General features: G+C 65.3%; 18 protein-coding genes. 5 read left to right on the forward strand and 13 right to left on the reverse strand.

Annotation, left to right across the window (positions count from 1 at the left end; genetic code table 11):
* Positions 1 to 22: 22 nt before the first annotated feature.
* The 4 genes from E3T41_RS12745 to E3T41_RS12760 form a co-directional block, all read right to left on the reverse strand.
* A complete protein-coding gene (locus tag E3T41_RS12745; protein WP_092447898.1) occupies positions 23 to 1,309 on the reverse strand; it encodes an adenylosuccinate synthase in 1,287 nt (428 codons plus the stop codon).
* Positions 1,310 to 1,795 carry a DUF3151 domain-containing protein gene (locus E3T41_RS12750; protein WP_092447899.1) on the reverse strand — a complete coding sequence of 162 codons (486 nt, stop codon included), beginning with the start codon at positions 1,793 to 1,795 and terminating at the stop codon, positions 1,310 to 1,312.
* Between the two features lie 159 nt (positions 1,796 to 1,954).
* Positions 1,955 to 2,323 carry a nuclear transport factor 2 family protein gene (locus E3T41_RS12755; RefSeq protein ID WP_092447900.1) on the reverse strand — a complete coding sequence of 123 codons (369 nt, stop codon included), beginning with the start codon at positions 2,321 to 2,323 and terminating at the stop codon, positions 1,955 to 1,957.
* A 42-nt stretch (positions 2,324 to 2,365) separates the two neighbouring features.
* On the reverse strand, positions 2,366 to 3,013 hold the full coding sequence (locus E3T41_RS12760; RefSeq protein WP_092448179.1) for a TrmH family RNA methyltransferase: 648 nt from the start codon (positions 3,011 to 3,013) through the stop codon (positions 2,366 to 2,368).
* Positions 3,014 to 3,090: 77 nt separating this feature from the next.
* Between E3T41_RS12760 and E3T41_RS12765 the strand changes: the two genes are divergently transcribed.
* A complete protein-coding gene (locus E3T41_RS12765) occupies positions 3,091 to 4,362 on the forward strand; it encodes an Nramp family divalent metal transporter (protein ID WP_092447901.1) in 1,272 nt (423 codons plus the stop codon).
* 107 nt (positions 4,363 to 4,469) lie between these two features.
* On the opposite strand, the gene E3T41_RS12770 is transcribed toward E3T41_RS12765, so the two are convergent.
* Positions 4,470 to 6,176 (reverse strand): leucine-rich repeat protein, encoded by a 1,707-nt coding sequence (locus E3T41_RS12770; RefSeq protein ID WP_166791555.1) that lies wholly within the window; start codon positions 6,174 to 6,176, stop codon positions 4,470 to 4,472.
* Positions 6,177 to 6,466: 290 nt separating this feature from the next.
* Between E3T41_RS12770 and E3T41_RS12775 the strand changes: the two genes are divergently transcribed.
* Both E3T41_RS12775 and E3T41_RS12780 read left to right on the forward strand, forming a co-directional pair.
* The gene (locus E3T41_RS12775) at positions 6,467 to 7,111 is read left to right on the forward strand and encodes a metal-dependent transcriptional regulator (RefSeq protein WP_092447903.1); all 645 of its coding nucleotides are present in this window, start codon (positions 6,467 to 6,469) and stop codon (positions 7,109 to 7,111) included.
* Positions 7,112 to 7,257: 146 nt separating this feature from the next.
* Positions 7,258 to 8,058 (forward strand): HAD-IIA family hydrolase, encoded by an 801-nt coding sequence (locus E3T41_RS12780; protein WP_104131812.1) that lies wholly within the window; start codon positions 7,258 to 7,260, stop codon positions 8,056 to 8,058.
* A 5-nt stretch (positions 8,059 to 8,063) separates the two neighbouring features.
* Here the strand turns inward: E3T41_RS12780 and E3T41_RS12785 are convergent, their stop codons facing one another.
* Positions 8,064 to 9,158 (reverse strand): hypothetical protein, encoded by a 1,095-nt coding sequence (locus tag E3T41_RS12785; RefSeq protein WP_134478904.1) that lies wholly within the window; start codon positions 9,156 to 9,158, stop codon positions 8,064 to 8,066.
* The gene (gene pyrE / locus E3T41_RS12790) at positions 9,158 to 9,706 is read right to left on the reverse strand and encodes an orotate phosphoribosyltransferase (protein ID WP_092447906.1); all 549 of its coding nucleotides are present in this window, start codon (positions 9,704 to 9,706) and stop codon (positions 9,158 to 9,160) included. The genes E3T41_RS12785 and pyrE overlap by 1 nt, the downstream gene beginning before the upstream one ends.
* 476 nt (positions 9,707 to 10,182) lie before the next feature.
* Between pyrE and E3T41_RS12795 the strand changes: the two genes are divergently transcribed.
* The gene (locus E3T41_RS12795) at positions 10,183 to 11,097 is read left to right on the forward strand and encodes a LysR family transcriptional regulator (RefSeq protein WP_092447907.1); all 915 of its coding nucleotides are present in this window, start codon (positions 10,183 to 10,185) and stop codon (positions 11,095 to 11,097) included.
* Positions 11,098 to 11,169: 72 nt separating this feature from the next.
* Here E3T41_RS12795 and E3T41_RS12800 read toward each other — a convergent pair whose 3' ends face one another.
* From E3T41_RS12800 to E3T41_RS12820, 5 genes are all read right to left on the reverse strand, one after another.
* A complete protein-coding gene (locus E3T41_RS12800; RefSeq protein WP_092447908.1) occupies positions 11,170 to 12,669 on the reverse strand; it encodes a CoA-acylating methylmalonate-semialdehyde dehydrogenase in 1,500 nt (499 codons plus the stop codon).
* A gap of 29 nt (positions 12,670 to 12,698) precedes the next feature.
* The gene (locus E3T41_RS12805; RefSeq protein ID WP_134478906.1) at positions 12,699 to 14,054 is read right to left on the reverse strand and encodes an aspartate aminotransferase family protein; all 1,356 of its coding nucleotides are present in this window, start codon (positions 14,052 to 14,054) and stop codon (positions 12,699 to 12,701) included.
* 45 nt (positions 14,055 to 14,099) lie between these two features.
* Positions 14,100 to 15,116 carry a TIGR03842 family LLM class F420-dependent oxidoreductase gene (locus E3T41_RS12810; RefSeq protein WP_134478908.1) on the reverse strand — a complete coding sequence of 339 codons (1,017 nt, stop codon included), beginning with the start codon at positions 15,114 to 15,116 and terminating at the stop codon, positions 14,100 to 14,102.
* A gap of 10 nt (positions 15,117 to 15,126) precedes the next feature.
* Entirely contained in the window at positions 15,127 to 16,545 is a 1,419-nt protein-coding gene (gene hydA / locus E3T41_RS12815; RefSeq protein ID WP_134478910.1) for a dihydropyrimidinase, read from the reverse strand.
* A 96-nt stretch (positions 16,546 to 16,641) separates the two neighbouring features.
* On the reverse strand, positions 16,642 to 17,517 hold the full coding sequence (locus E3T41_RS12820; RefSeq protein ID WP_104131817.1) for a nitrilase-related carbon-nitrogen hydrolase: 876 nt from the start codon (positions 17,515 to 17,517) through the stop codon (positions 16,642 to 16,644).
* Between the two features lie 151 nt (positions 17,518 to 17,668).
* Here E3T41_RS12820 and E3T41_RS12825 point away from each other — a divergent pair, with 151 nt between their 5' ends.
* A complete protein-coding gene (locus tag E3T41_RS12825) occupies positions 17,669 to 19,051 on the forward strand; it encodes a PLP-dependent aminotransferase family protein (protein ID WP_134478912.1) in 1,383 nt (460 codons plus the stop codon).
* Between the two features lie 22 nt (positions 19,052 to 19,073).
* Here E3T41_RS12825 and fgd read toward each other — a convergent pair whose 3' ends face one another.
* Complete coding sequence (gene fgd, locus E3T41_RS12830; RefSeq protein ID WP_092447914.1) at positions 19,074 to 20,078, reverse strand: glucose-6-phosphate dehydrogenase (coenzyme-F420); 1,005 nt, start codon at positions 20,076 to 20,078, stop codon at positions 19,074 to 19,076.
* Between the last annotated feature and the right edge of the window lie 102 nt (positions 20,079 to 20,180).

Here is a 20,180-nt window from a genome sequence, read left to right on the forward strand (position 1 = left end):
AACCCCGAAACGGGTAGCGGCTTTAGTCGATCAGGTCGTGCCGCACCACGATGGCTTCACGGCCCGGGCCGACGCCGATCGCCGACATGCGCGATCCGCTCATGGCTTCGAGCGCGAGCACGTAGTTCTGCGCGGCCTGCGGCAGCTCCTCGAACGTGCGCACACCGGTGATGTCCTCGGTCCAACCGGGTAAGTTCTCGTAGATCGGCACGGCGTGGTGAAAGTCGCTCTGCGAGACGGGCACCTCGTCGACGCGCACGCCGTCGACCGAGTAAGCCACGCAGACCGGAATCTCGGCCAGGCCGGTGAGCACGTCGAGCTTGGTGAGCACGAAGTCGGTGACACCGTTGATGCGGGCGGTGTACCGGGCGATCGGGGCGTCGTACCAGCCGCAGCGACGCGGACGGCCGGTCGTGGTGCCGAACTCGAAACCGTTGGCGCGCAGGTACTCGCCGGACTCGTCGAACAGCTCGGTCGGGAACGGCCCGCTGCCGACGCGGGTCGTGTACGCCTTGACCACGGCGATGACGCGGTCGATGCGGTTGGGTGCGATACCGGAACCGGTCACCGCGCCGCCCGAGGTGGCGTTCGACGACGTAACAAAGGGGTAGGTGCCGTGGTCGACGTCGAGCATGGTGGCCTGGCCCCCCTCGAACAAGACGTTCTTGCCGGCCATCAGTGCCTGGTGCAGCAGCAACGCGGTGTCGGTGACCATCGGGCGCAGGCGTTCGGCGTAACTGAGCAGCTCGGTGACGATCTCCTCGGCCTCGATGGCACGACGGTTGTACACCTTGACCAGCATGTGGTTCTTCTGGTCCAGGGCGCCCTCGACCTTCTGGCGCAAAATGTTCTCGTCGAACAGGTCCTGCACGCGGATGCCGACGCGGTTGATCTTGTCGGCGTACGCCGGGCCGATGCCGCGCCCGGTGGTGCCGATCTGGCGTTTTCCGAGAAAACGCTCGGTGACCTTGTCGAGGGTGCGGTGGTACGCCGTGATGACGTGCGCGTTCAGGCTGACCTTGAGCCGGGAGACGTCGACACCGCGCTCCATCAGCGCGTCGAGCTCTTCAAACAGCACCTCGACGTCGACGACCACGCCGTTCGCGATGACCGGGGTCACTCCGGGGCTCAGGATGCCCGACGGCAGCAGGTGCAGCGCATACTTCTCATCACCGATGACAACGGTGTGTCCGGCGTTGTTGCCGCCGTTGAACTTGACGACATAGTCGACCCGGCTACCGAGCAGGTCGGTGGCCTTGCCCTTGCCCTCGTCGCCCCACTGGGCTCCGATGAGTACGATCGCGGGCATTTAGTCTTCTCCTCGAATAACAAAGGCTTCGGTCGGCGGCGCCGGGTCGAAGCCGGGGCTGCCGGTGTAACGGGCTCCGATGATGTCAATGGCGCTCGCATCGGCATCCGTCAAAAAAGCGGTGAGACGGATGACCTCGTCGGCCTCACCGATCTCTTCGGCACCGCGGCGCAGCGCGAACAGGGCGCGAAGCACCCCGCGGTTGGGTTCGTGGCGCCACGGAATGGGGCCGTGGCCGCGCCAGCCGGCCTTGCGCAGGGCGTCGAGTCCGCGGTGATAACCGACCCGAGCATAGGCGTACGACTCGAGCACACGGCCCTCGGAATGGGTGGCATCGGCCAGCTCAGCCCAGGCCAGCGGCGACGTCGGGTGCACCTGCACCACAGCGGCGATCTCGCTCCACGCGGTTCGGCGAAGGGCCTCGAGCACCTCCGGTTCCGCGGGAAGAAGGGTCTCGGGCTCTGAAATCAAATTGTCGCCGGTCACACTGAATCCTACCAAGACCGCAGGCCGCCGCTTTCGGTGCGCTGCCGCCCCTGTCTCGTGACCGCGCCCGATATCGGTGGGCGCTACGTTCGGTTACCGTAGCGAGCACCCACATTGGGCGCGCTCATGCACGCCAGACTGCTGAACGGATGGGCCAGGCTACGCTGGGCACTGCTGCCGGGCCGCGACGCGCCAGCCACCGTTGACGAACAGATAGGTGGTCGACATGTTCAGTTCGGCCACCACCTCACCGCGCCGGGCAATTGCTTTGTAGACGACGACACCGGCGTGCTCGCCGAGGCGAATGATGGCGGGTTCGTGAATGCCGTAGCTCTCCCACGGCGCCGCCTGATCAAAGTAGGCGGTGACTTGGTCGCGCGTGATGACAGCGCCCGGCACGATCATCAACCCGTCGTCGGTCATTTCGCGCTGGTAGTAGGCGCCGCCCGTACCGCCCAGAATGGCCTCCCATCCGGCGTTTTCTTCGTGCAGCAGGCGGGCGGGTAGATCATCAGTGATCGCAGTCATACCGTCACGCTAGCCCCAAACCGTCACCGAATGAAGGAAAAATCAGAACCGGTGCTGAACCACCCAGGAATGCATGGTGACGGCCGCGGCGGCCGAGGCGTTGATCGAGCGGGTCGACCCGAACTGGCTGATTTCGACGATGGATTCCGCGGCGGCGATGGCCTGCTCCGACAGTCCGGGGCCCTCCTGGCCGAACAGAAGCACGCAGCGCTCTGGGAAGCTGAAGGTCTCGATGATGACGCTTCCTGGCACGTTGTCGATCGCGATCACCGGCAGCGCCTCTGCGGCACACCATTGCACGAACGCGGCGACATCCGTGTGGTGCAGCACATGCTGGTAGCGGTCGGTAACCATGGCACCGCGCTTGTTCCAGCGTTTGCGCCCGATAATGTGCACGGTGTCGGCGCCGAACGCGTTGGCGCTGCGCACGATCGAACCGATGTTCATGTCATGCTGCCAGTTTTCAATCGCCACGTGAAACGGATGCCGGTGCTCATCCAGGTCAGCCACAATCGCGGCCATATTCCAGTAGCGATACCGGTCGATCACGTTGCGGGTGTCGCCGTGCTCGAGCAGCTCGGCGTCGTACCGGTCTTCGCTCGGCCACTCCCCCGGCCACGGGCCGACCCCGTAGGTGGAGCGTTCGGAGGAAGAGCTGTCGACGGCGAAGGTGGGGGCGGCTGGTTCGATCACTGCTTAACCGTAACCCGCCGGCCGAACCCAGATTCGGGCTTTCGGTGTGCCTAAATTTCGGCTAGGGTTTCGGCATGTCTAAAACGGATGCCCCCGCTCCCGATCGCGTGCTCGCCCAGGCTCCCACCACGGTCGCCTCCAGCCGCCTGCTGTGGCTGCTCGGACCGGCCCTCGTTGCCGGGGTCGCCTATCTCGACCCGGGCAATGTCGCGAGCAATATGACCGCCGGAGCCCGTTACGGCTATCTGCTGGTCTGGGTGGTCGTGGCTGGCAACGTGATGGCCTGGCTCATTCAGTACCTCTCGGCCAAGCTTGGGATCGTCACCGGGCAGAGCCTCCCCGAGATTCTCGGGGTGCGCATGAAACGGCCCACCGCGCGGCGGCTCTATTGGATTCAGGCCGAACTCGTCGCCATGGCCACCGACCTCGCCGAGATCATCGGCGGCGCCGTCGCCCTCAACTTGCTGTTCAACCTGCCGCTGATCTGGGGCGGCGTGATCACCGGAACCATCTCGATGATCGTGCTCATGGTGCACTCGCGGCGGGGACCGCGCATTTTCGAACGCGTCATCATCATGCTCATGCTCATTATCACCATCGGTTTCACGGCCGGCGTCTTCGTCTCCCCGCCCGATGCCGGCGGCGTTCTCGACGGTCTGGTTCCGCGCTTCGAGGGCAGCAACTCGGTGCTGCTCGCCGCGTCCATTCTCGGCGCGACGATCATGCCGCACGCCATCTATGCGCACTCCTCGCTCACCCGCGACCGATTCCCGGAATGGCAGGGCGTGGTCGCGACCCGCCGCCTGCTCTGGGCCACGAAATGGGACGTCACGATCGCGATGGCCATCGCCGGAACAGTGAATCTGGCGATTCTGCTGCTCGCAGCATCCGCTTTGCAGGGTGTGGACGGAACCGACACGCTCGAGGGAGCCTATGCGGCGCTCAAGGACACGCTTGGACCGATCGTCGCGACGCTGTTTGCGGTGGGACTGCTCGCGTCGGGGCTCGCCTCAACCTCGGTCGGCGCCTATGCCGGGGCCGAGATTATGCACGGCCTGCTGCACGTGCGCATTCCGCTCCTGCTTCGACGGCTGGTCACGCTGATTCCGGCTCTGCTCATTCTGGGCGTCGGATTCGACCCCACCCAGGCGCTCGTGCTCAGCCAGGTGGTGCTCTCGTTCGGCATTCCGTTCGCGCTGATTCCGCTGGTCTGGCTGACCGCGCAGCGCGGCCTGCTCGGTACGTTCACCAACCGCTGGTTCACGACCGCCGCCGGTGTGGTGTGCGCGCTGGCGCTGGTCGCCCTCAACGTGGTGCTGCTCGTACTCGTCTTCACCGGAGCGTAACGGTCGGCCAACGTGTCGGCGCCTCCCGTTACTCGAGTTCGCCGACCGCAATAAAACGGCCGCCACCCGCCCAATTGGCGAGGTGACGGCCGCAACAGGCGGATGCCCTACGCGGCGACCCGACGACGCCGAACGACGAGCGCGGCTCCGGCTACCAGCAGCAGCAGCGCGGCGACGCCGAGCGGCGCACCAGCGAAGCCAGTCGAAGCCAGGGAAGCCGCGGCAGCAGCCGTAACCGCGGAGGCAGCATCCGCTTCAACGGATGACAGATAGGTCACAATGCCCCCGGCGCCAACAGTGAAGTACACGACGCTGCTGAGAGCGCTGCCGTCGGCAGCCGTTCCGCTGAACGTGACGGTGTGCGCGCCGGCTTCCATCCCGGCGGGCATGACGCCCGTGCCGGTGACAGTACCGTCGAGGCTGGCGGATCCAAACGCGATCGTGACCGGGGTCGAACGCACGACCACCGTGTAGGCGGACTCTGCCAGCAACCCCACTGCCGAGACGGTGACCGTGGAGCCGGCCACGACATCGCCGATAGCCAGGTCGAGGTCAAGGGTCAGCGCGGCGGCAACAGGGTTATCGGTCGGGGTGTCGGTCGGGGTGTCGGTCGGGGTGTCGGTCGGGGCATCGACCACTGCCGTCCATTTCGCATACGCGGTCACATCGGCGGTCACTGGCGTACCGAAGTCGAACGGAACCTGGAGAACTTCTGCATCGCTGTACCAGCCGCTGAACAACCAGCCCGATTCCGACGGATCATCTGGACGAACTGCTGAATCCCCAGCACTCACCGACTGGGCGTTCACGGCGGTGCCGTGCCCGTTCAGCTCAAACGTCACGGTCGGGTCAAGCACTTCGGCCACGTAGAGCGCGGTGTTGTGGCCCTTCCAAGTCGGGTGGGTGAACCCGCCGTCTCCGACGATTTCGAAGCCCCACTCAGCCAGGTAGCTAACGACCAACGCGTTGGATTCGCCCAGCGACGCGCTGCTTCCGGGAGCTGCCCAAGACGTGGGCGCGCGGCCGGCAAACGTCACCGACGCCAGCGACGTGTTGTTATAGAAGACACCCTGCCCCAGGCTCGTAACCGTCGAAGGAATGACGACTGACGGGATATTGGCGTGGGCAAAGACCCAGTTGCCGAGCGTCTCCAGCCCCTCATTCAGAGTCACCTCGGTCAGGAATAGGTTGTGGTCGAATGCATCGTTGCCAATTTCGGTCACGGACCCCGGAATGCTAATGGAAGTGAATTCGTTATAGGAAAAAGCACCGGTGCCGATAGTGGCGAGAGCCCCCTCCTCCTGAAAGGTGACGCCGGTCATATTGTTGCCGGAGAAAGCGTAGTTTCCGATACTGGTCACCGACGCCGGAATGGCAACAGACGCACCCAAGATTGTGCCGTAAAACGCGCTGTCACCAATGGTGCGCAGCCCCTCGGGCAGGGTTACCGAGGTCAACGAGGCATATTGGAAGGCTGCCGCACCAATGGTGAGCAGCCCCTCGGGGAGGGTCACCGAGGTCAACGAGGCGAATTGAAAGGCGTTCGCGCCAATGGCGGTGAGGGTATAGGGCGCGTACGCACCCGGGAAACTCTCGGGAAACGCGAGCGTAGTCGCGGAGCCTTCGTAGTACGTCGCTGTTGCGCTCATCGTTGCATCGTCGAATGCGTAAACGACGTCATCTATGGTCAGGTCGGTCATCGCTGCCTGCGCGGGAGCCGCGACCAGTACCGAGCCCAGAATCAGCGCTGCCGCAACGGATGCCGCCACCACCCGCGACGAATTACCTCGCGGAACCGAAAAAAACCTGCGCACTGCGACCTCCATTAGCTAACCCATCCCCTGTCACTCCGGCAGAGCCCGTCGTGCACAGCAATTTCTCGGCGAGACGCCGAATTCTGATCGTATGGTGTGCATTGCCCCTTCACCCCCCTCTGTGTCAATTTGTGCAGAAAACCAGTGCCGAGATCCCAGTGCCGAGATCGCCCGGATTCCAGCCCACAACGTGCCCACCGGCAGCTTCGGTAGCACTCGCGTGTTGGCCGACGGCATCGACTCGCCTGGCACTGGCTTCCCCGTCAGCCAACTTGCTACCCTGAAGAGAAATGACCTACACGACCGGCGCCGCCGAGGACTACCTCAAGACCATCTACTCCCACACCGAGTGGCAGAGCGACCTGATCACCCCGTCGGCGCTGGCCGTGCGACTGGGAGTGGCGCCGTCATCCGTTACCGAAATGGTGAAGAAGCTCGCCGCGAGCGGGCTGATCACCCACGTTCCCTACGGGCCGCTGGCGCTGACGGATGCCGGCCGGCTACGAGCAACGGCGGTCGTGCGCCGGCATCGCCTGATCGAAACCTGGCTGGTCGGCGAAATGGGCTACGACTGGGACCAGGTACACGACGAAGCCGAAATTCTCGAGCACTCCATCTCGGATCGCCTGCTCGAAGCGATCAACGCCCGGCTCGGGTTTCCAGCGCACGATCCGCACGGCGATCCCATTCCGGCCGCCGACGGCTCCGTCGTGCGGGAGCCGTCGGCGCTGCTGGCCGAGGCCGCGGTCGGGCACGCCGGAGTCGTGCTGCGCATCAGCGACCGCGACCCCGCAGTGCTGCGCGAACTCGCAGCTGACCTGATCGGACCAGGCACCGCATTCACCCTCGCGGCGCCACTGACCATCGTGTTAGCGGATGGCCAGAGCCGGCTCATCACGCCAGCTGCTGCCGCGTCCATCTGGGTCACCGCCTGAGGCACTAGCCAGCTTTCGGCAGTTTCGGCCGTCGTGCCGGCACGGGCGATTTCGGGTGGGGCCGCAGCATCCGCTTTATTGCCTGAGATGTAACCGAGGCGAAACCTCGCGCAGCTAGGCTGAGAGTCGACATGAAGGAGCGCCCGATGGCACGACGCGACGAAATCGAATGCTGGCTCACCGACATGGACGGTGTGCTCGTGCACGAGAATGAGGCCCTCCCCGGGGCCTCCGAACTGCTGCAGCAGTGGACGGATTCTGGCACCCCGTTTCTGGTGCTCACCAATAACTCCATTTTCACGCCGCGTGACCTGAGCGCCCGGCTGCGTTCGAGCGGGCTGAACGTGCCGGAGGACCGCATCTGGACCTCGGCGCTCGCGACGGCAGACTTTCTTAAATCGCAGATGCCTGGTGGCACGGCGTTCGTGATCGGCGAGGCCGGAATCACCACTGCCCTGCACGAGGCCGGCTTTATAATGACCGAAACCGCTCCCGACTATGTCGTGGTTGGTGAGACGCGCAACTATTCGTTCGAGGCCATCACCAAGGCGATTCGGCTAATTCTGGGCGGCGCACGGTTCATCGCGACGAATCCGGATGCCACCGGACCGAGCAAAGACGGCCCGATGCCAGCGACCGGGGCAATTGCGGCGCTGATCACCAAGGCCACCGGCATGGAACCCTATGTCGTCGGCAAGCCCAACCCCATGATGTTCCGTTCCGCGATGAACAAGATCGGCGCGCACTCCGAGAACACCGGCATGATCGGCGACCGGATGGACACCGACATTGTCGCCGGCATCGAGGCTGGTCTGCACACGATTCTCGTGATGACCGGCATAAGCGACGAGGCCGAGATCAACCGGTACCCGTTCCGGCCAGACGAGATCGTGGCTGGTGTGCACGAGCTGCTCGTGACCGAACTGATCGAGAGCGACGAGCTCTAGGCCGCTCAGACTCCGGGTCCGGCTCCCATGATGCTCATGCTGAGCGGCTCAGCCGAGGCCCGGCTGGCGAAGCAGTAGAAGTTGCGTGGCTCGTCGGTCCACTGGTCTTCGGTGATCGGATAGCTGCCCTGCATCTGCAGGTTCGGGTAGGCGCCGGCGGCGTTCAGGTCCAGAATTCCGGGGCTCGTGCACAGTAGGTTGATCTGCGCGGCCAGTGCGGCTTCGCCTGGAAAGGCCGTGGTCGCGTCGCCGCCGAAGTCGCCGCGGAACACCAGCTGAGCCGTATGCGAGGCCGCGCAATCGACGACCGTGAAGTCTTCTTCCCACGGCGAGCCGTAGGGTTCGAGGCATTCCCCGCCGAACAGGGTATTCCACTCGTGCACGCCGGCCAGCTGTACCGCGGTAATCTCCGGCGCCGGAGTCGGCGTGGGAGTTGGTGTCGGTGTGGGCGAAGCGGATTGGGTGGGCGCGGCTACCGGAACCGGGCTCGCGACGAGCCGTTGGCCTAGATAGAACAGTCCAGCGAGAACGATGGCCGCGAGCAGTCCGACGGCGGTCCAGACCAGGCTGGCCTGGCGGGCACCGCCGGTACCCCGCCGGGAGCGGTGGCGGCTCGGCGGCTCGGCAGCTGTCGGCGCCGCGATCGGGGTCGCGGCGCCGACGATGACGGTCGTGGCGGCCGCAGCACCGCTGGCCTCAGACTCGGTGGCACCGCACGTGCCCGGCGCAGTCAGCAGCTCGGTCGGCTGATCGCCGAAGTCCTCACCGGACTGAGAGCGGATGCTCCCCGCCGGGCCCTGCGGACCAGCATCCGTTTCAGAACTGGGCAGGTCGACGGTCGCTGCCGGGACTTCGGGGGCGACGGGCGCCGGCTCGACGGCGGCAACCGGTTCGGCCTGTGCCTCAGCGGCGCGGTGGCCTCTTCGCCCGAGCTCGTCCGAAACGGGCGCGACCGGAACAATGGGAGCGGCGGCATCCGCATCGTCAGCACCGGACGCCACCAGCGAGTCGGCACCGGATTCCGCACCCGACTCGCCGACGGGCTTGCCGAGCTGCGACGCGAGCCAGGCGATTCCGAGCTCGTCGTCGTCTGGCGCCACTAGTTCAGCCCCAGGTCCTCAAGGGAGATCGCGGCAAAATAGGGGTAACCGGCGGCTTCGATCACTTCACGGGCACCGGTGTTGCGATCGACCACGACGGCGACGCCGGCGATCTCAGCGCCGATCTTGAGCAGGGCTTCGATGGCGGCGAGGGGCGACCCCCCGGTCGTCGAAGTGTCTTCGAGCACGATCACGCGCTTGCCGGCGAGTTCGGGGCCCTCGACCTGGCGGCCCCGTCCGTGGTCCTTCGGTTCCTTGCGCACGACGAACGCGTCGTAGCTCGCGCCGCGGGCCACGCCCTGGTGCATGACGGCGGCGGCGATCGGGTCAGCGCCCATGGTCATGCCGCCGACGGCGACGACGTCGGGAACGTCCTGAATCAGGTCGAGCATGACCTGCCCGATGAGCGGGGCGACCCGATGGTCAAGGCTCACCCGGCGCATGTCCACGTAGTACGTGGCCTTCTTGCCGCTCGTGAGAACGAAGTCGCCGTGAAAAACGGCCTCGGCCGAGATGAAGTCGATGAGTTTCTGCCGCGTATCAGTCACGCTCGCCAGTTTAGAGCATGGCTCACAGCCCCCAGGAGACAAGGCGGGGCGGGTTTCCTGCGGGGTTGCGAATTTTTGCTCGAGGAGCAGGTGACCCTGCCCCGCCGATCCCCATGAAGGAGTGCACAAACGCAGCCAGTGAGGACGCAGATGGCTCGGTTTCACAAACGGCCCTACGAGGGGCGGATGCGAGAGCGGGAAGTGAAGTGAAGAGGCGGTGGGAGTTAGAAGGCGCGAACGAGATTGCGACGCTCGATCTGACGGTAGCCATCGCGGCGAACCTCAACGACGAGGGCGGCGATGGAGACAACGGCAACGGACAGGAGTGAGATGAGGATGAACACGAGGTGCCTTTCAGAGGAGATGGAGTGGCCCGGCACGGAGGCGACATTGCTCGTGTATGACTCTTTTAGTAGAACACCAACAACCGTGCAGCACAATCGCTTTATGTTGCATGAACTGTTTAGGCTAACTACATGGACGTGCAACGACTCGAACTACTCCGCGAACTCGCCGACCGCGGCAGCGTCACAGCGGTCGCCCTGGCCACCCACCGCACCCCCTCGGCGGTCTCCCAACAGCTCAAGGTGCTCGAACGCGAAGCCGGTCTGCCGCTCACCCAGCGTCAGGGTCGCGGCCTCGTGCTCACCGACGCCGGCCGTGCGCTCGCCCGCAGCGCAACGGATGTCGCGGTGTCACTCGCGAAGGCGACCGCCCTCTGGGACGAATTTCGGAACCTCGCCACCGGCGAAGTCAGCCTCGTCACCTTTCCCACCGCCGGCCAGATGCTGCTGCCCGGCGTGATCAAGCACCTGAGGCCCGGCCTCGTGCTCAATTGCGCCGACGAAGACCCCGAACTGAGCGACTTTCCCGCGTTCACAGCAGAGTACGACATCGTGCTGGCCCACTCGATGAGTGGGCAGCTTTCCTGGGCCGGCCGCGGCCTGAAAGTGGTGCCGCTGATGACCGAGCCGTTGGATGTGGGGCTGCCGGTGGGGCATCCGCTTGAAGATCGCGCCTGGGTGCGTCCGAGCGACCTGATCGGCGAGACCTGGATCGGCGTGACCGACGGGTATCCGTTCGAGCGCATTCTGCACGCGATCGAGCAGGAGGCGGGCGCGCGGCTGTCGATGTCGCAGCGGTTCGCCGACCTCGCCCTGATCGAATCGTTCGTGATCGCCGGGCTCGGCATCGCGCTGGTGCCGCGTTACACCTCCGGCGGCGGCCAGCCCGGCCGCCTCGTGCTGAAGCCCCTGCGCGGAATCGAATCCGAGCGCCAAATCGTGGCCCTCATGCGCCCCGACCGAGCCGAGCGCCTGGCCGTGCGCACCGTAATAGAAGCCCTGCAATCCGAGGCCGCGAGGGTGCAGCAGTCCCACACCGCCCACTAGGCCGCCGAGAGCGCAAAAAGTGCCCGATTGGAGGTTCCAATCGGGCACTTTTTGCGCTCTCGCGGGGAGGAACTAGTGGTTCTGGGGGAAGCCCAGGTTGATTCCTCCATGGCTCGGGTCGAGCCAACGGCTCGTGACCGCCTTCTCTCTCGTGAAGAAGTTGACGCCGGCGGGGCCGTAGGCCTTCGCGTCGCCGAACAGCGAGTTCTTCCAGCCGCCGAAGGAGTGGTACGCCACCGGAACCGGAATCGGTACGTTGATGCCGACCATGCCGACCTGCACCTCGTTCTGGAACCGACGAGCGGCCCCGCCGTCGTTGGTGAAGATCGCGGTGCCGTTGCCGTACTGGCTCGCGTTGATGAGGTCGAGGCCCTCCTGGTAGCTGGCGACGCGCACGATCGACAGCACCGGTCCGAAGATTTCGTCGAGGTACACGGCGGAGTCCACGCTGACCTTGTCGAACAGGGTCGGGCCGAGCCAGAAGCCGTCGGCGTCTCCATCAACCTCGATGTCACGACCGTCGATGACGACGTCGGCACCGTCCGCCGTGGCGATGTCAATGTAGCCAGCGACCTTGTCGCGGTGCACCTTGGTGATCAGCGGGCCCATGTCGCAGCCGCGCGTGCCGTCACCGACCGTGAGGCCCTTGACGCGCTCGGCGATCTTCGCGATGAGCTCGTCGGCGACGGGCTCGACGGCCACGATGACGCTGATGGCCATGCAGCGCTCACCGGCGGATCCGAACCCGGCGTTGACGCCGGCATCCGCTGCCAGGTCGAGGTCGGCATCGGGCAGCACGAGCATGTGGTTCTTGGCGCCACCGAGGGACTGCACGCGCTTGCCGTGCTTGGCCGCGGTCTCATAGATGTAGCGGGCGATCGGCGTGGAGCCGACGAACGAGATCGCCTGCACGTCGGGGTGCACGAGCAGCGCGTCGACGGCTTCCTTGTCGCCGTGCACCACGTTGAGCACACCGGCGGGCAGGCCGGCCTCGGTGAACAGCTCGGCGAGCCAGTTCGACGCTGACGGGTCCTTTTCGCTCGGCTTGAGCACGACGGTGTTGCCGGCCGCGATGGCGATCGGGAAGTACCAGAGCGGCACCATCGCCGGAAAGTTGAACGGGCTGATGATGCCGACCACGCCGAGCGGCTGGCGCAGCGTGTAGACGTCGACGCCGGTCGAGACGTTCTCGGAGTACTCGCCCTTGGAGAGGTGCGGCATGCCGAGCGCGAATTCTACGACCTCGAGGCCGCGAATGATCTCACCGAGCGCATCGGAGGTGACCTTGCCGTGTTCGGCCGTGAGGATTTCGGCCAGGTCGCCCTTACGCGCGTTGAGCAGTTCGCGGAAATTGAACATGATGGTCTGGCGGCGAGCCTGGCTCATGTCGCGCCAGGCCGGGTAGGCGGCCTGGGCGACCGCGACGGCAGCGTCAAGATCGGCCGTGCTCGCGAGCAATACGTTCTTGGCGACTTTGCCGGTGGCCGGGTTGTAAACCGGCGCGGTGCGGGTGGAGGTGCCGGCGGCAGCTGCGCCGTCGATGTAGTGCTGAATGGTGGGGGTGTCGGTCATGGTGAAACGTCCTTCAGGGTTGACTGCGGTTAGGAAAGCAGGTCGAGGCTGAGCACCTCGTCGTAGATGGCGAGCGCCTCGGCAACTTCGGCGTCGGTCACGACGCACGGCGGAACGACGTGGATGCGGTTCTCCATGAGGAAAGGCAGCAGGCCGCGCCCGAGCAGCTCGGCCTTGACGCGGGCCATGACGGCGCCGCTCACCGGCTCGCGAGTTGCCGGGTCGGCGACGAGTTCGAGCGCCCAGAACACGCCGACCCCGCGCACCTCGCCGATAATCGGGTGCTTGACCTGCAGGGCTTTCAGCCCAGGCTCGAGCACGTCCCGCCCGATGCGGGCCGCGTTCTCCACGATGCCCTCGTCGGCCATCGCATCCAGCGCACCGACGATCGACGCCATGGCGAGCGGATGCCCGCTGTAGGTGAGTCCGCCGGGAAAGACCGTCTCGTTGAAGGTTGCCGCGATGGCATCGGAGATGATCACGCCTCCGGTCGGTACATAGCCGGAGTTGACGCCCTTGGCGAAGGTGATCAGGTCGGGCACGACGTCATAGGCCTGAAAAGCGAACCAGTTGCCCGTGCGCCCGAAGCCGCACATGACCTCGTCGAGGATCAGCATGATGCCGTACTTGTCGCAGAGCGCGCGTACCCCGGGCAGGTAGCCGACCGGCGGCATCATGATTCCGGCGGTGCCGGGAATCGACTCGAGCAGAATAGCGGCAACCGAGGCCACACCCTCACCCTGGATGACACGTTCGAGGTGGTGCAGCGCGCGGGCGCATTCCTCCTCTTCGCTGCTCGCCCAGAATTCGCTGCGGTAGAGGAACGGCCCGAAGAAGTGCACGTGGCCGCGCGCGTACTCGTTGGGAATGCGGCGCCAGTCGCCGGTGGCGACCACGGCCGCCCCGGTGTTGCCGTGATACGACTTATAAAGGGAGAGCACCTTGTCGCGGCCGGTGTGCAGGCGGGCCATGCGCATGGCGTTTTCATTCGCATCCGCTCCCCCGTTGGTGAAGAAGACCTTGTTGAACCCGGCGGGGGCGCGATCGGTGATGCGCTGGGCTGCTTCGCCGCGGGCCAGGTTCGCCGTCGACGGCGCAATGGTGGTCAGCAGAGCGGCCTGCTCGGTGATGGCTTTCAGTACCGACGGATGCTGGTGGCCGATATTCACGTTCACCAACTGACTCGAAAAGTCAAGATACCTGCGACCATCGTGGTCCCAGACGCGACAGCCCAGCCCGCCAGCGATGACGAGCGGCTTCAGCGCCGCCTGCGCCGACCAGGAATGGAAGACGTGCGCCCGGTCGAGTTCGCTCGTGCGCGCATTGAGGCTCGGCGCCTCGCCGGTGGCTGCGGGAGGGACGGTGTGTGTGCTGGTGTCAGTCACGTATATCGCTGGCTTTCTGGGTCGGTGATGGTGGAGATGAAAATGCTATTTTGTGGCCATGATGGAATCGGTCATGGCCGGAATCACGGATTCGCCGTAGACGCGCATCGTTTCTTCCTTGTTGTCGTGCTGCAGATAGCTGGCGAACTGGTCGACGCCGAGGTCTCTGAGTGCCTCGAGCTTCTCGATGTGGTCTTTCGCGGTGCCGAGCAGGCAGAATCGGTCGACGATCTCGTCGGGCACGAACGCGGCGTGCTCGTTGCCCGCCTTGCCGTGCTGGTTGTAGTCGTAGCCCTCACGGTTTTTGATGTAGTCGGTGAGGGCCGCGGGAACGTTGGAATCGGTGCCGTACTTGGCCACGATGTCGGCCACGTGGTTGCCGACCATTCCGCCGAACCAGCGGCACTGGTTGCGCATGTGTTCCCAGTCCGAACCGACATAGGCGGGGGCGGCGACGCAGAATTTGATCGCCATCGGGTCGCGCCCGGCGTTGGAGGCTGCGGTGCGCACGCTCTCGATCATCCACTTGGCGACGTCGAGGTCGGCCATCTGCAGAATGAAGCCGTCGCCGACCTCGCCGGTGAGTTTGAGCGCGAGCGGACCGTAGGCGGCGACCCAGACCTCCAGGCTCGATCCGCGGCTCCACGGAAACTGCACCGTGGCGCCGTTGTATTCGACCGGGCGGGAGTTGGCAAGCTCCCGAATGACATGGATCGACTCGCGCAGGGTCTTCAGCGTGGTCGGCGCGCCATTCGTGGTGCGCACGGCCGAGTCGCCGCGCCCGATGCCGCAGATGGTGCGGTTGCCGTACATCTCGTTGAGAGTTGCATAAGTGGATGCCGTCACCGTCCAGTCGCGGGTCGCCGGGTTGGTGACCATGGGGCCGACGATGATCTTGCTGGTCTCGGCCAGGATACGGCTGTAGATCACATAGGGTTCCTGCCAGAGCAGATGCGAGTCGAAGGTCCAGACGTGACTGAATCCGTGGGCCTCGGCTAGTTTGGCCAGTTGCACGGTGCGCGCCGACGGCGGGTTGGTCTGCAGTACTGCTCCGAAATCCATGTCTTCCCCCTTAAATCAGATACTGGCTCAGGCCGCGCTTGATATACCGGCCGTCACCCTTGGTGCCGAGGTAGGCGAAGTCGTCGACGACGACCTTGCCGCGGGAGATGACGGTGTCGACGTGGCCGTCGATCTCGTAGCCCTCCCAGGCGGAGTAGTCCATGTTCATGTGGTGAGTCTTATCGACACCAATCGAGGTGTGCCCGTTCGGGTCGTAGATGACCACATCGCCGTCGGCGCCCGGCTGAATCACGCCCTTCTGGCCGTACATGCCGAACATGCGCGCCGGGGTGGTCGAGCAGACCTCGACCCAGCGTTCGAGCGAGATTTTGCCGTCGACCACGCCCTGGTAGAGCAGGTCCATGCGGTGTTCGACCGACCCGATGCCGTTGGGAATTTTAGAGAAGTCGGTCAGGCCCATCTCCTTCTGACCCTTCATGCAGAACGGGCAGTGGTCGGTGGAGACCATCTGGATGTCGTTCGTGGCGAGGCTCTGCCACATGTGGTGCTGGTGGCCCTCGGCCTTGGCGCGCAGCGGCGTCGAGCACACCCATTTCGCGCCCTCAAACCCGGGAGCACCGAGATTGTCCTCGAGCGAGAGGTACAGGTATTGCGGGCAGGTCTCGCCGAAGACATTCTGGCCGTTGTCCCTGGCCTGAGCGATCTGGTCCACGGCCTGCTTGGCAGACACGTGAACTATATAGAGAGGAGCACCGGTGAGGTTGGCGAGCATGATCGCCCGGTGCGTGGCTTCTTCTTCGGCCTGCCAGGGCCGGGTGAGGCCGTGGTACAGCGGGCTGATATTGCCGGCGGCGACGGCCTGCTGTACGAGCAGGTCGATAACGCTGCCGTTCTCGGCGTGCATCATGATCATGCTGCCGTTGGTGGCCGCGCGCTGCATGGCCTTGACGATCTGGCCGTCGTCGCTGAGAAAGACACCCTTGTAGGCCATGAACAGCTTGAAACTCGAGACGCCCTCGGCGACGAGTTCGTCCATGGCGGTCAGTGAGCTGTCCTGCACGTCACTGAGAATCTGATGAAAGCCGTAGTCGATGGCGCACTGGCCGGCAGCCTTCTGCTGCCAGGCGGCGTAGCGCTCGAGCACGTTTTCGCCGGCGTACTGCACGACGAAGTCGACGATGCTCGTGGTGCCGCCCCAGGCGGCGGCGCGGGTTCCGGTTTCGAAGGTGTCGCTGGCCTGGGTGCCGCCAAACGGCATCTCCATGTGGGTGTGGGCGTCGATGCCGCCGGGAATGACGTACTTGCCGCCGGCGTCGATGACGCGGTCGACATTGCCCGCCACATCGAAGCCGAGCAGGTTCGAGCCGGGCGCGAGCACGGCAGCGATTTTCTCCCCGTCGATCAGCACATCGGCGAGTCCTCGGCCCGTGGCATTGACCACGGTGCCGTTCTTGATCAAAGTCTTCATGGCATCCTCTTCGCTGAAAAGTGTCAGGGATAGCGGATCCTGCCGACCGGATCGGTCGGCAGCCTCCGCAGTGCTGATTTAACTGCGCCGTGCGCTTTAAGGGGCGACGAGGGGCGCGTACGAGTCGGGGCGACGGTCGCGGTAGAACTGCCAGTCGCGGCGCACCTCGCGAATGACGCCGAGGTCGAGGTCACGCACGACGATCTCCTCGGTGTCGGTCGAGGCCCGCTCGCCCACGTAGTTGCCCTTGGGATCAACGAAGTAGGAGCTGCCGTAAAACGTCACGGCCTCGTCGCCAAACTCTGCCTCTTCGTTGCCGATGCGGTTGTTCGCGCCGACGTAGTACTGGTTGGCGACCGCGGCGGCTGGCTGCTCGAGCTCCCACAGCCGGTTGGACAGCCCGGGCTTGGTCGCGGAGGGATTGAACACGATTTCCGCGCCGTTCAGGCCGAGCGCCCGCCAGCCCTCCGGGAAGTGGCGGTCGTAGCAAATATAGACGCCGATCTTGCCGTACCTGGTGTCGAACACCGGGTAGTCGGTGTTGCCGGGGCGAAAGTAGAACTTTTCCCAGAACTGGGGCAGGTGCGGAATGTGGTGCTTGCGGTACTTGCCGAGATAGGTTCCGTCGGCATCGATGACCGCGGCGGTGTTGTAGAGCACGCCGGGCTGTTCTTCTTCGTACATCGGAACGACGATGACCATGTTGTACTCGCTCGCAAGCTTTTGAAACCGTTCGACGATGGGGCCGGGAACGGGCTGCGCGTAGTCGTAGTACTTGGCGTCCTGCACGATGCCGAAGTAGGGGCCGTGAAAGAGTTCCTGAAAGCAGATCACCTGAACGCCCTGGGCGGCCGCGGTGCGCACGAATCCCTCGTGCTTCTGAATCATGGATTCTTCATCACCGGTCCAGGTGGCCTGAGTGATCGCCGTTCGAACGATGTTTCTGGTGTCGGAGGTGGTGCCGTTGCTCATGCTGTGCCTTCCACTTGCTTCGTTAGTCAATGACCGTAACGAACCGCGCTGTTCGTATTGTTATTATTTGACGTAAACATTTCAAATGTGTTTCTCTGTGTATCGCACGCATTAATCATCCTGTCGGCCAACGCACCCAGGGGCAAGGGCAATGCAGAACTTTATCGACGAAATTGAGCAGCGCACCCCCGCGGGGATCGCCGCGGCCATCGGGCGGCTGATCGCCTCCGGTCGCCTCGCACCGGGCGACCGCCTGCCCACCGTGCGCCTGCTGGCCGGCGAGCTCGGCGTGAGCCCCGCGACCGTCAGCCACGCTTGGCAGGCGCTCTCCGCGGTCGGCCTGATCGTGTCGCGTGGTCGCGGCGGCACCTTCGTTCAGGATGCCGCGCCCAGGTGGTTGCCGGCCCGCAGCCAGTCCATGATCGGCGCGGTCGGTCCGGCCCGCCTCGACCTCTCCCACGGCACGCCAGACCCGCGGTTGTTGCCGGCGCTGGGGCCGGCGCTCTCCCGGGTAGCGCAGCGCGCGGAAACGCCGAGCTATCAGGATCTGCCCATTATTCCGGAGCTGCTCGAGGTAGTGCGGACTTCGTGGCCGTACCCGGTGGAGACGATCACCATCGTCGACGGTGCCCTCGACGCCATCTCGCGCAGCCTCGATGCGGTCGCTCGCTTCGGCGACCGGGTGATCGTGGAGAACCCGTCGTTCCCACCGTTCTTCGACCTGCTCGACCAGCTCGGGCTGGAGCGGCTGCCGGTGGCCGTCGACGAGCACGGCATCATTCCGGCCGACTTCGCCGAAGCCCTCAAACTCGGTCCGGCCGTCGTGCTCCTGCAGCCGCGCGCGCACAATCCCACCGGCGCGTCGATGACCGGGCAGCGGGCCGAGGAACTCGCCCACCTGTTGCGCACAACGGCGGCCAGCGCCGACACCATCGTGATCGAAGACGACCACTCCGCCGAGATCAGCATCGCCCCCGATGTGAGTCTCGGCGTCTGGCTGCCCGAACGAACCCTGCACGTGCGCAGCTTTTCGAAGTCGCACGGCCCCGACCTCCGCATGGCCGCCCTCGGCGGTCCGGCCGCTTTGATCGACCCGATCGTGTCCCGCAGGATGCTCGGCCCGGGGTGGACCAGCCGCATGCTGCAGACAATTTTGCACGACCTGCTCACCAACGGCGAGAGCATGGCGCAGATCAGCGAGGCCCGGCGCATCTACTTCGCCCGGCAGCGTGCCCTCGCCGATGCCCTGGGCGAGTTCGGCCTCGACGTGGTGCAGGCCGACGGTATCAACACCTGGCTGCCGGTGCAAAACGAACGAGACGCCATGGTGCGCCTGGCCGCCTCCGGCATTCGGGTGGCCGGCGGCTCGCCGTTTCTCGCAACCCCGTACCTTTCCAGCACCGGCGGTCCCGCGTTCATTCGCGTGACCGCCGGTGCCCTGCCCGACGATATTCGGCCGGTGGCCGAGGCCCTGGCCGCAGCGGCGCATCCGCCTGATTCCGCGCTGCACGAGGTCGGGGCGCGCTGGGCGTAGCGGGCTTCGGCCAGCGCGCGGATCAGCCCAGCTGACGCAGCCGGGGGGCCAGGTCGCGCTCGAACAGGTCGAGGAAGCGCTTCTGGTCATGGCCGGGGGCATGGAAGACCAGGTGGTCGAGGCCCGCGTCGAGGTAGGGCTTGATCAAGGCGACGGCCTCGTCGGGGTCGGACGCCACGATCCAGCGCTTGGCGACCTGTTCGATCGGCAGGGCGTCGGCAGCGGCCTCCATCTCGAGCGGGTCTTGGATGGAGTGCTTCTGTTCGGGGGTGAGGGACAGTGGCGCCCAGAACCTGGTGTTCTCGAGCGCGGTGTCCCGGTCGGTGTCGTAGGAGATCTTGATCTCGATCATGCGATCGATGTCGTCCTGCGGGCGCCCGACCTTCTCGAGGCCCTCAGCCACGGCCGGCAGCAGCTTGTCGGTGTAGAGCTCCATGCCCTTGCCCGAGGTGCAGATGAAGCCGTCACCCGCCCGGCCGGCGTAACGGGCCACGACGGGGCCGCCGGCCGCGATGTAGACCGGCACCGGGGCATCCGGAACGTCGTACAGGGTGGCACCGACCGCGCTGTAGTACTCACCGTCGAAGTCGGTTCGTTCGCCGGTCCAGAGCTGGCGCATGAGGTCGACGGCCTCGCGCAGGCGGGCGAAGCGTTCCTTGAACTCGGGCCACTCACCCCGGTAACCGGTGGCGATCTCGTTGAGGGCTTCGCCGGTTCCGACGCCGAGCATGATGCGCCCGGGGTACAGGCAGCCCATGGTGGCGAAGGCCTGGGCGATCACGGCCGGGTTGTAGCGAAAGGTGGGGGTCATCACCGACGTGCCGATCTGCACCCGCTTCGTGCGCTCGCCGACCGCGGCCATCCAGGCCATGGCGTACGGCGCGTGCCCGCCCTCGTGCCGCCAGGGCTGAAAGTGGTCGCTCACCGTCACGCTGTCGAGCCCGTGTTCCTCGGCCATGACACCGAGTTCGACCAATTCTCGCGGTGCGAACTGCTCCGCCGACGCCTTCAGCCCCAGCTTCAACATGCGCTCTCCCTCGTCGAGTTACTCAGCCTGTTCAGCCTATGCCCTGTTTTTTCTGCGCCCCTGATACGGTGTTCACGACCACCGATTAGATTTTATTGGTTG

Source organism: Cryobacterium sp. Hh38 (assembly GCF_004403235.1).
Lineage (GTDB): Bacteria > Actinomycetota > Actinomycetes > Actinomycetales > Microbacteriaceae > Cryobacterium > Cryobacterium levicorallinum.

What these genes read in the sequence shown, in the direction of transcription:
- E3T41_RS12745 (WP_092447898.1), bottom strand. Translation starts at nt 1,309, where the DNA reads ATGCCCGCGATCGTACTCATCGGAGCCCAGTGGGGCGACGAGGGCAAG.
- E3T41_RS12755 (WP_092447900.1), bottom strand. Translation starts at nt 2,323, where the DNA reads ATGACTGCGATCACTGATGATCTACCCGCCCGCCTGCTGCACGAAGAA.
- E3T41_RS12765 (WP_092447901.1), top strand. Translation starts at nt 3,091, where the DNA reads ATGTCTAAAACGGATGCCCCCGCTCCCGATCGCGTGCTCGCCCAGGCT.
- E3T41_RS12775 (WP_092447903.1), top strand. Translation starts at nt 6,467, where the DNA reads ATGACCTACACGACCGGCGCCGCCGAGGACTACCTCAAGACCATCTAC.
- E3T41_RS12780 (WP_104131812.1), top strand. Translation starts at nt 7,258, where the DNA reads ATGGCACGACGCGACGAAATCGAATGCTGGCTCACCGACATGGACGGT.
- E3T41_RS12795 (WP_092447907.1), top strand. Translation starts at nt 10,183, where the DNA reads ATGGACGTGCAACGACTCGAACTACTCCGCGAACTCGCCGACCGCGGC.
- E3T41_RS12800 (WP_092447908.1), bottom strand. Translation starts at nt 12,669, where the DNA reads ATGACCGACACCCCCACCATTCAGCACTACATCGACGGCGCAGCTGCC.
- E3T41_RS12810 (WP_134478908.1), bottom strand. Translation starts at nt 15,116, where the DNA reads ATGGATTTCGGAGCAGTACTGCAGACCAACCCGCCGTCGGCGCGCACC.
- hydA (WP_134478910.1), bottom strand. Translation starts at nt 16,545, where the DNA reads ATGAAGACTTTGATCAAGAACGGCACCGTGGTCAATGCCACGGGCCGA.
- E3T41_RS12820 (WP_104131817.1), bottom strand. Translation starts at nt 17,517, where the DNA reads ATGAGCAACGGCACCACCTCCGACACCAGAAACATCGTTCGAACGGCG.
- E3T41_RS12825 (WP_134478912.1), top strand. Translation starts at nt 17,669, where the DNA reads ATGCAGAACTTTATCGACGAAATTGAGCAGCGCACCCCCGCGGGGATC.
- fgd (WP_092447914.1), bottom strand. Translation starts at nt 20,078, where the DNA reads ATGTTGAAGCTGGGGCTGAAGGCGTCGGCGGAGCAGTTCGCACCGCGA.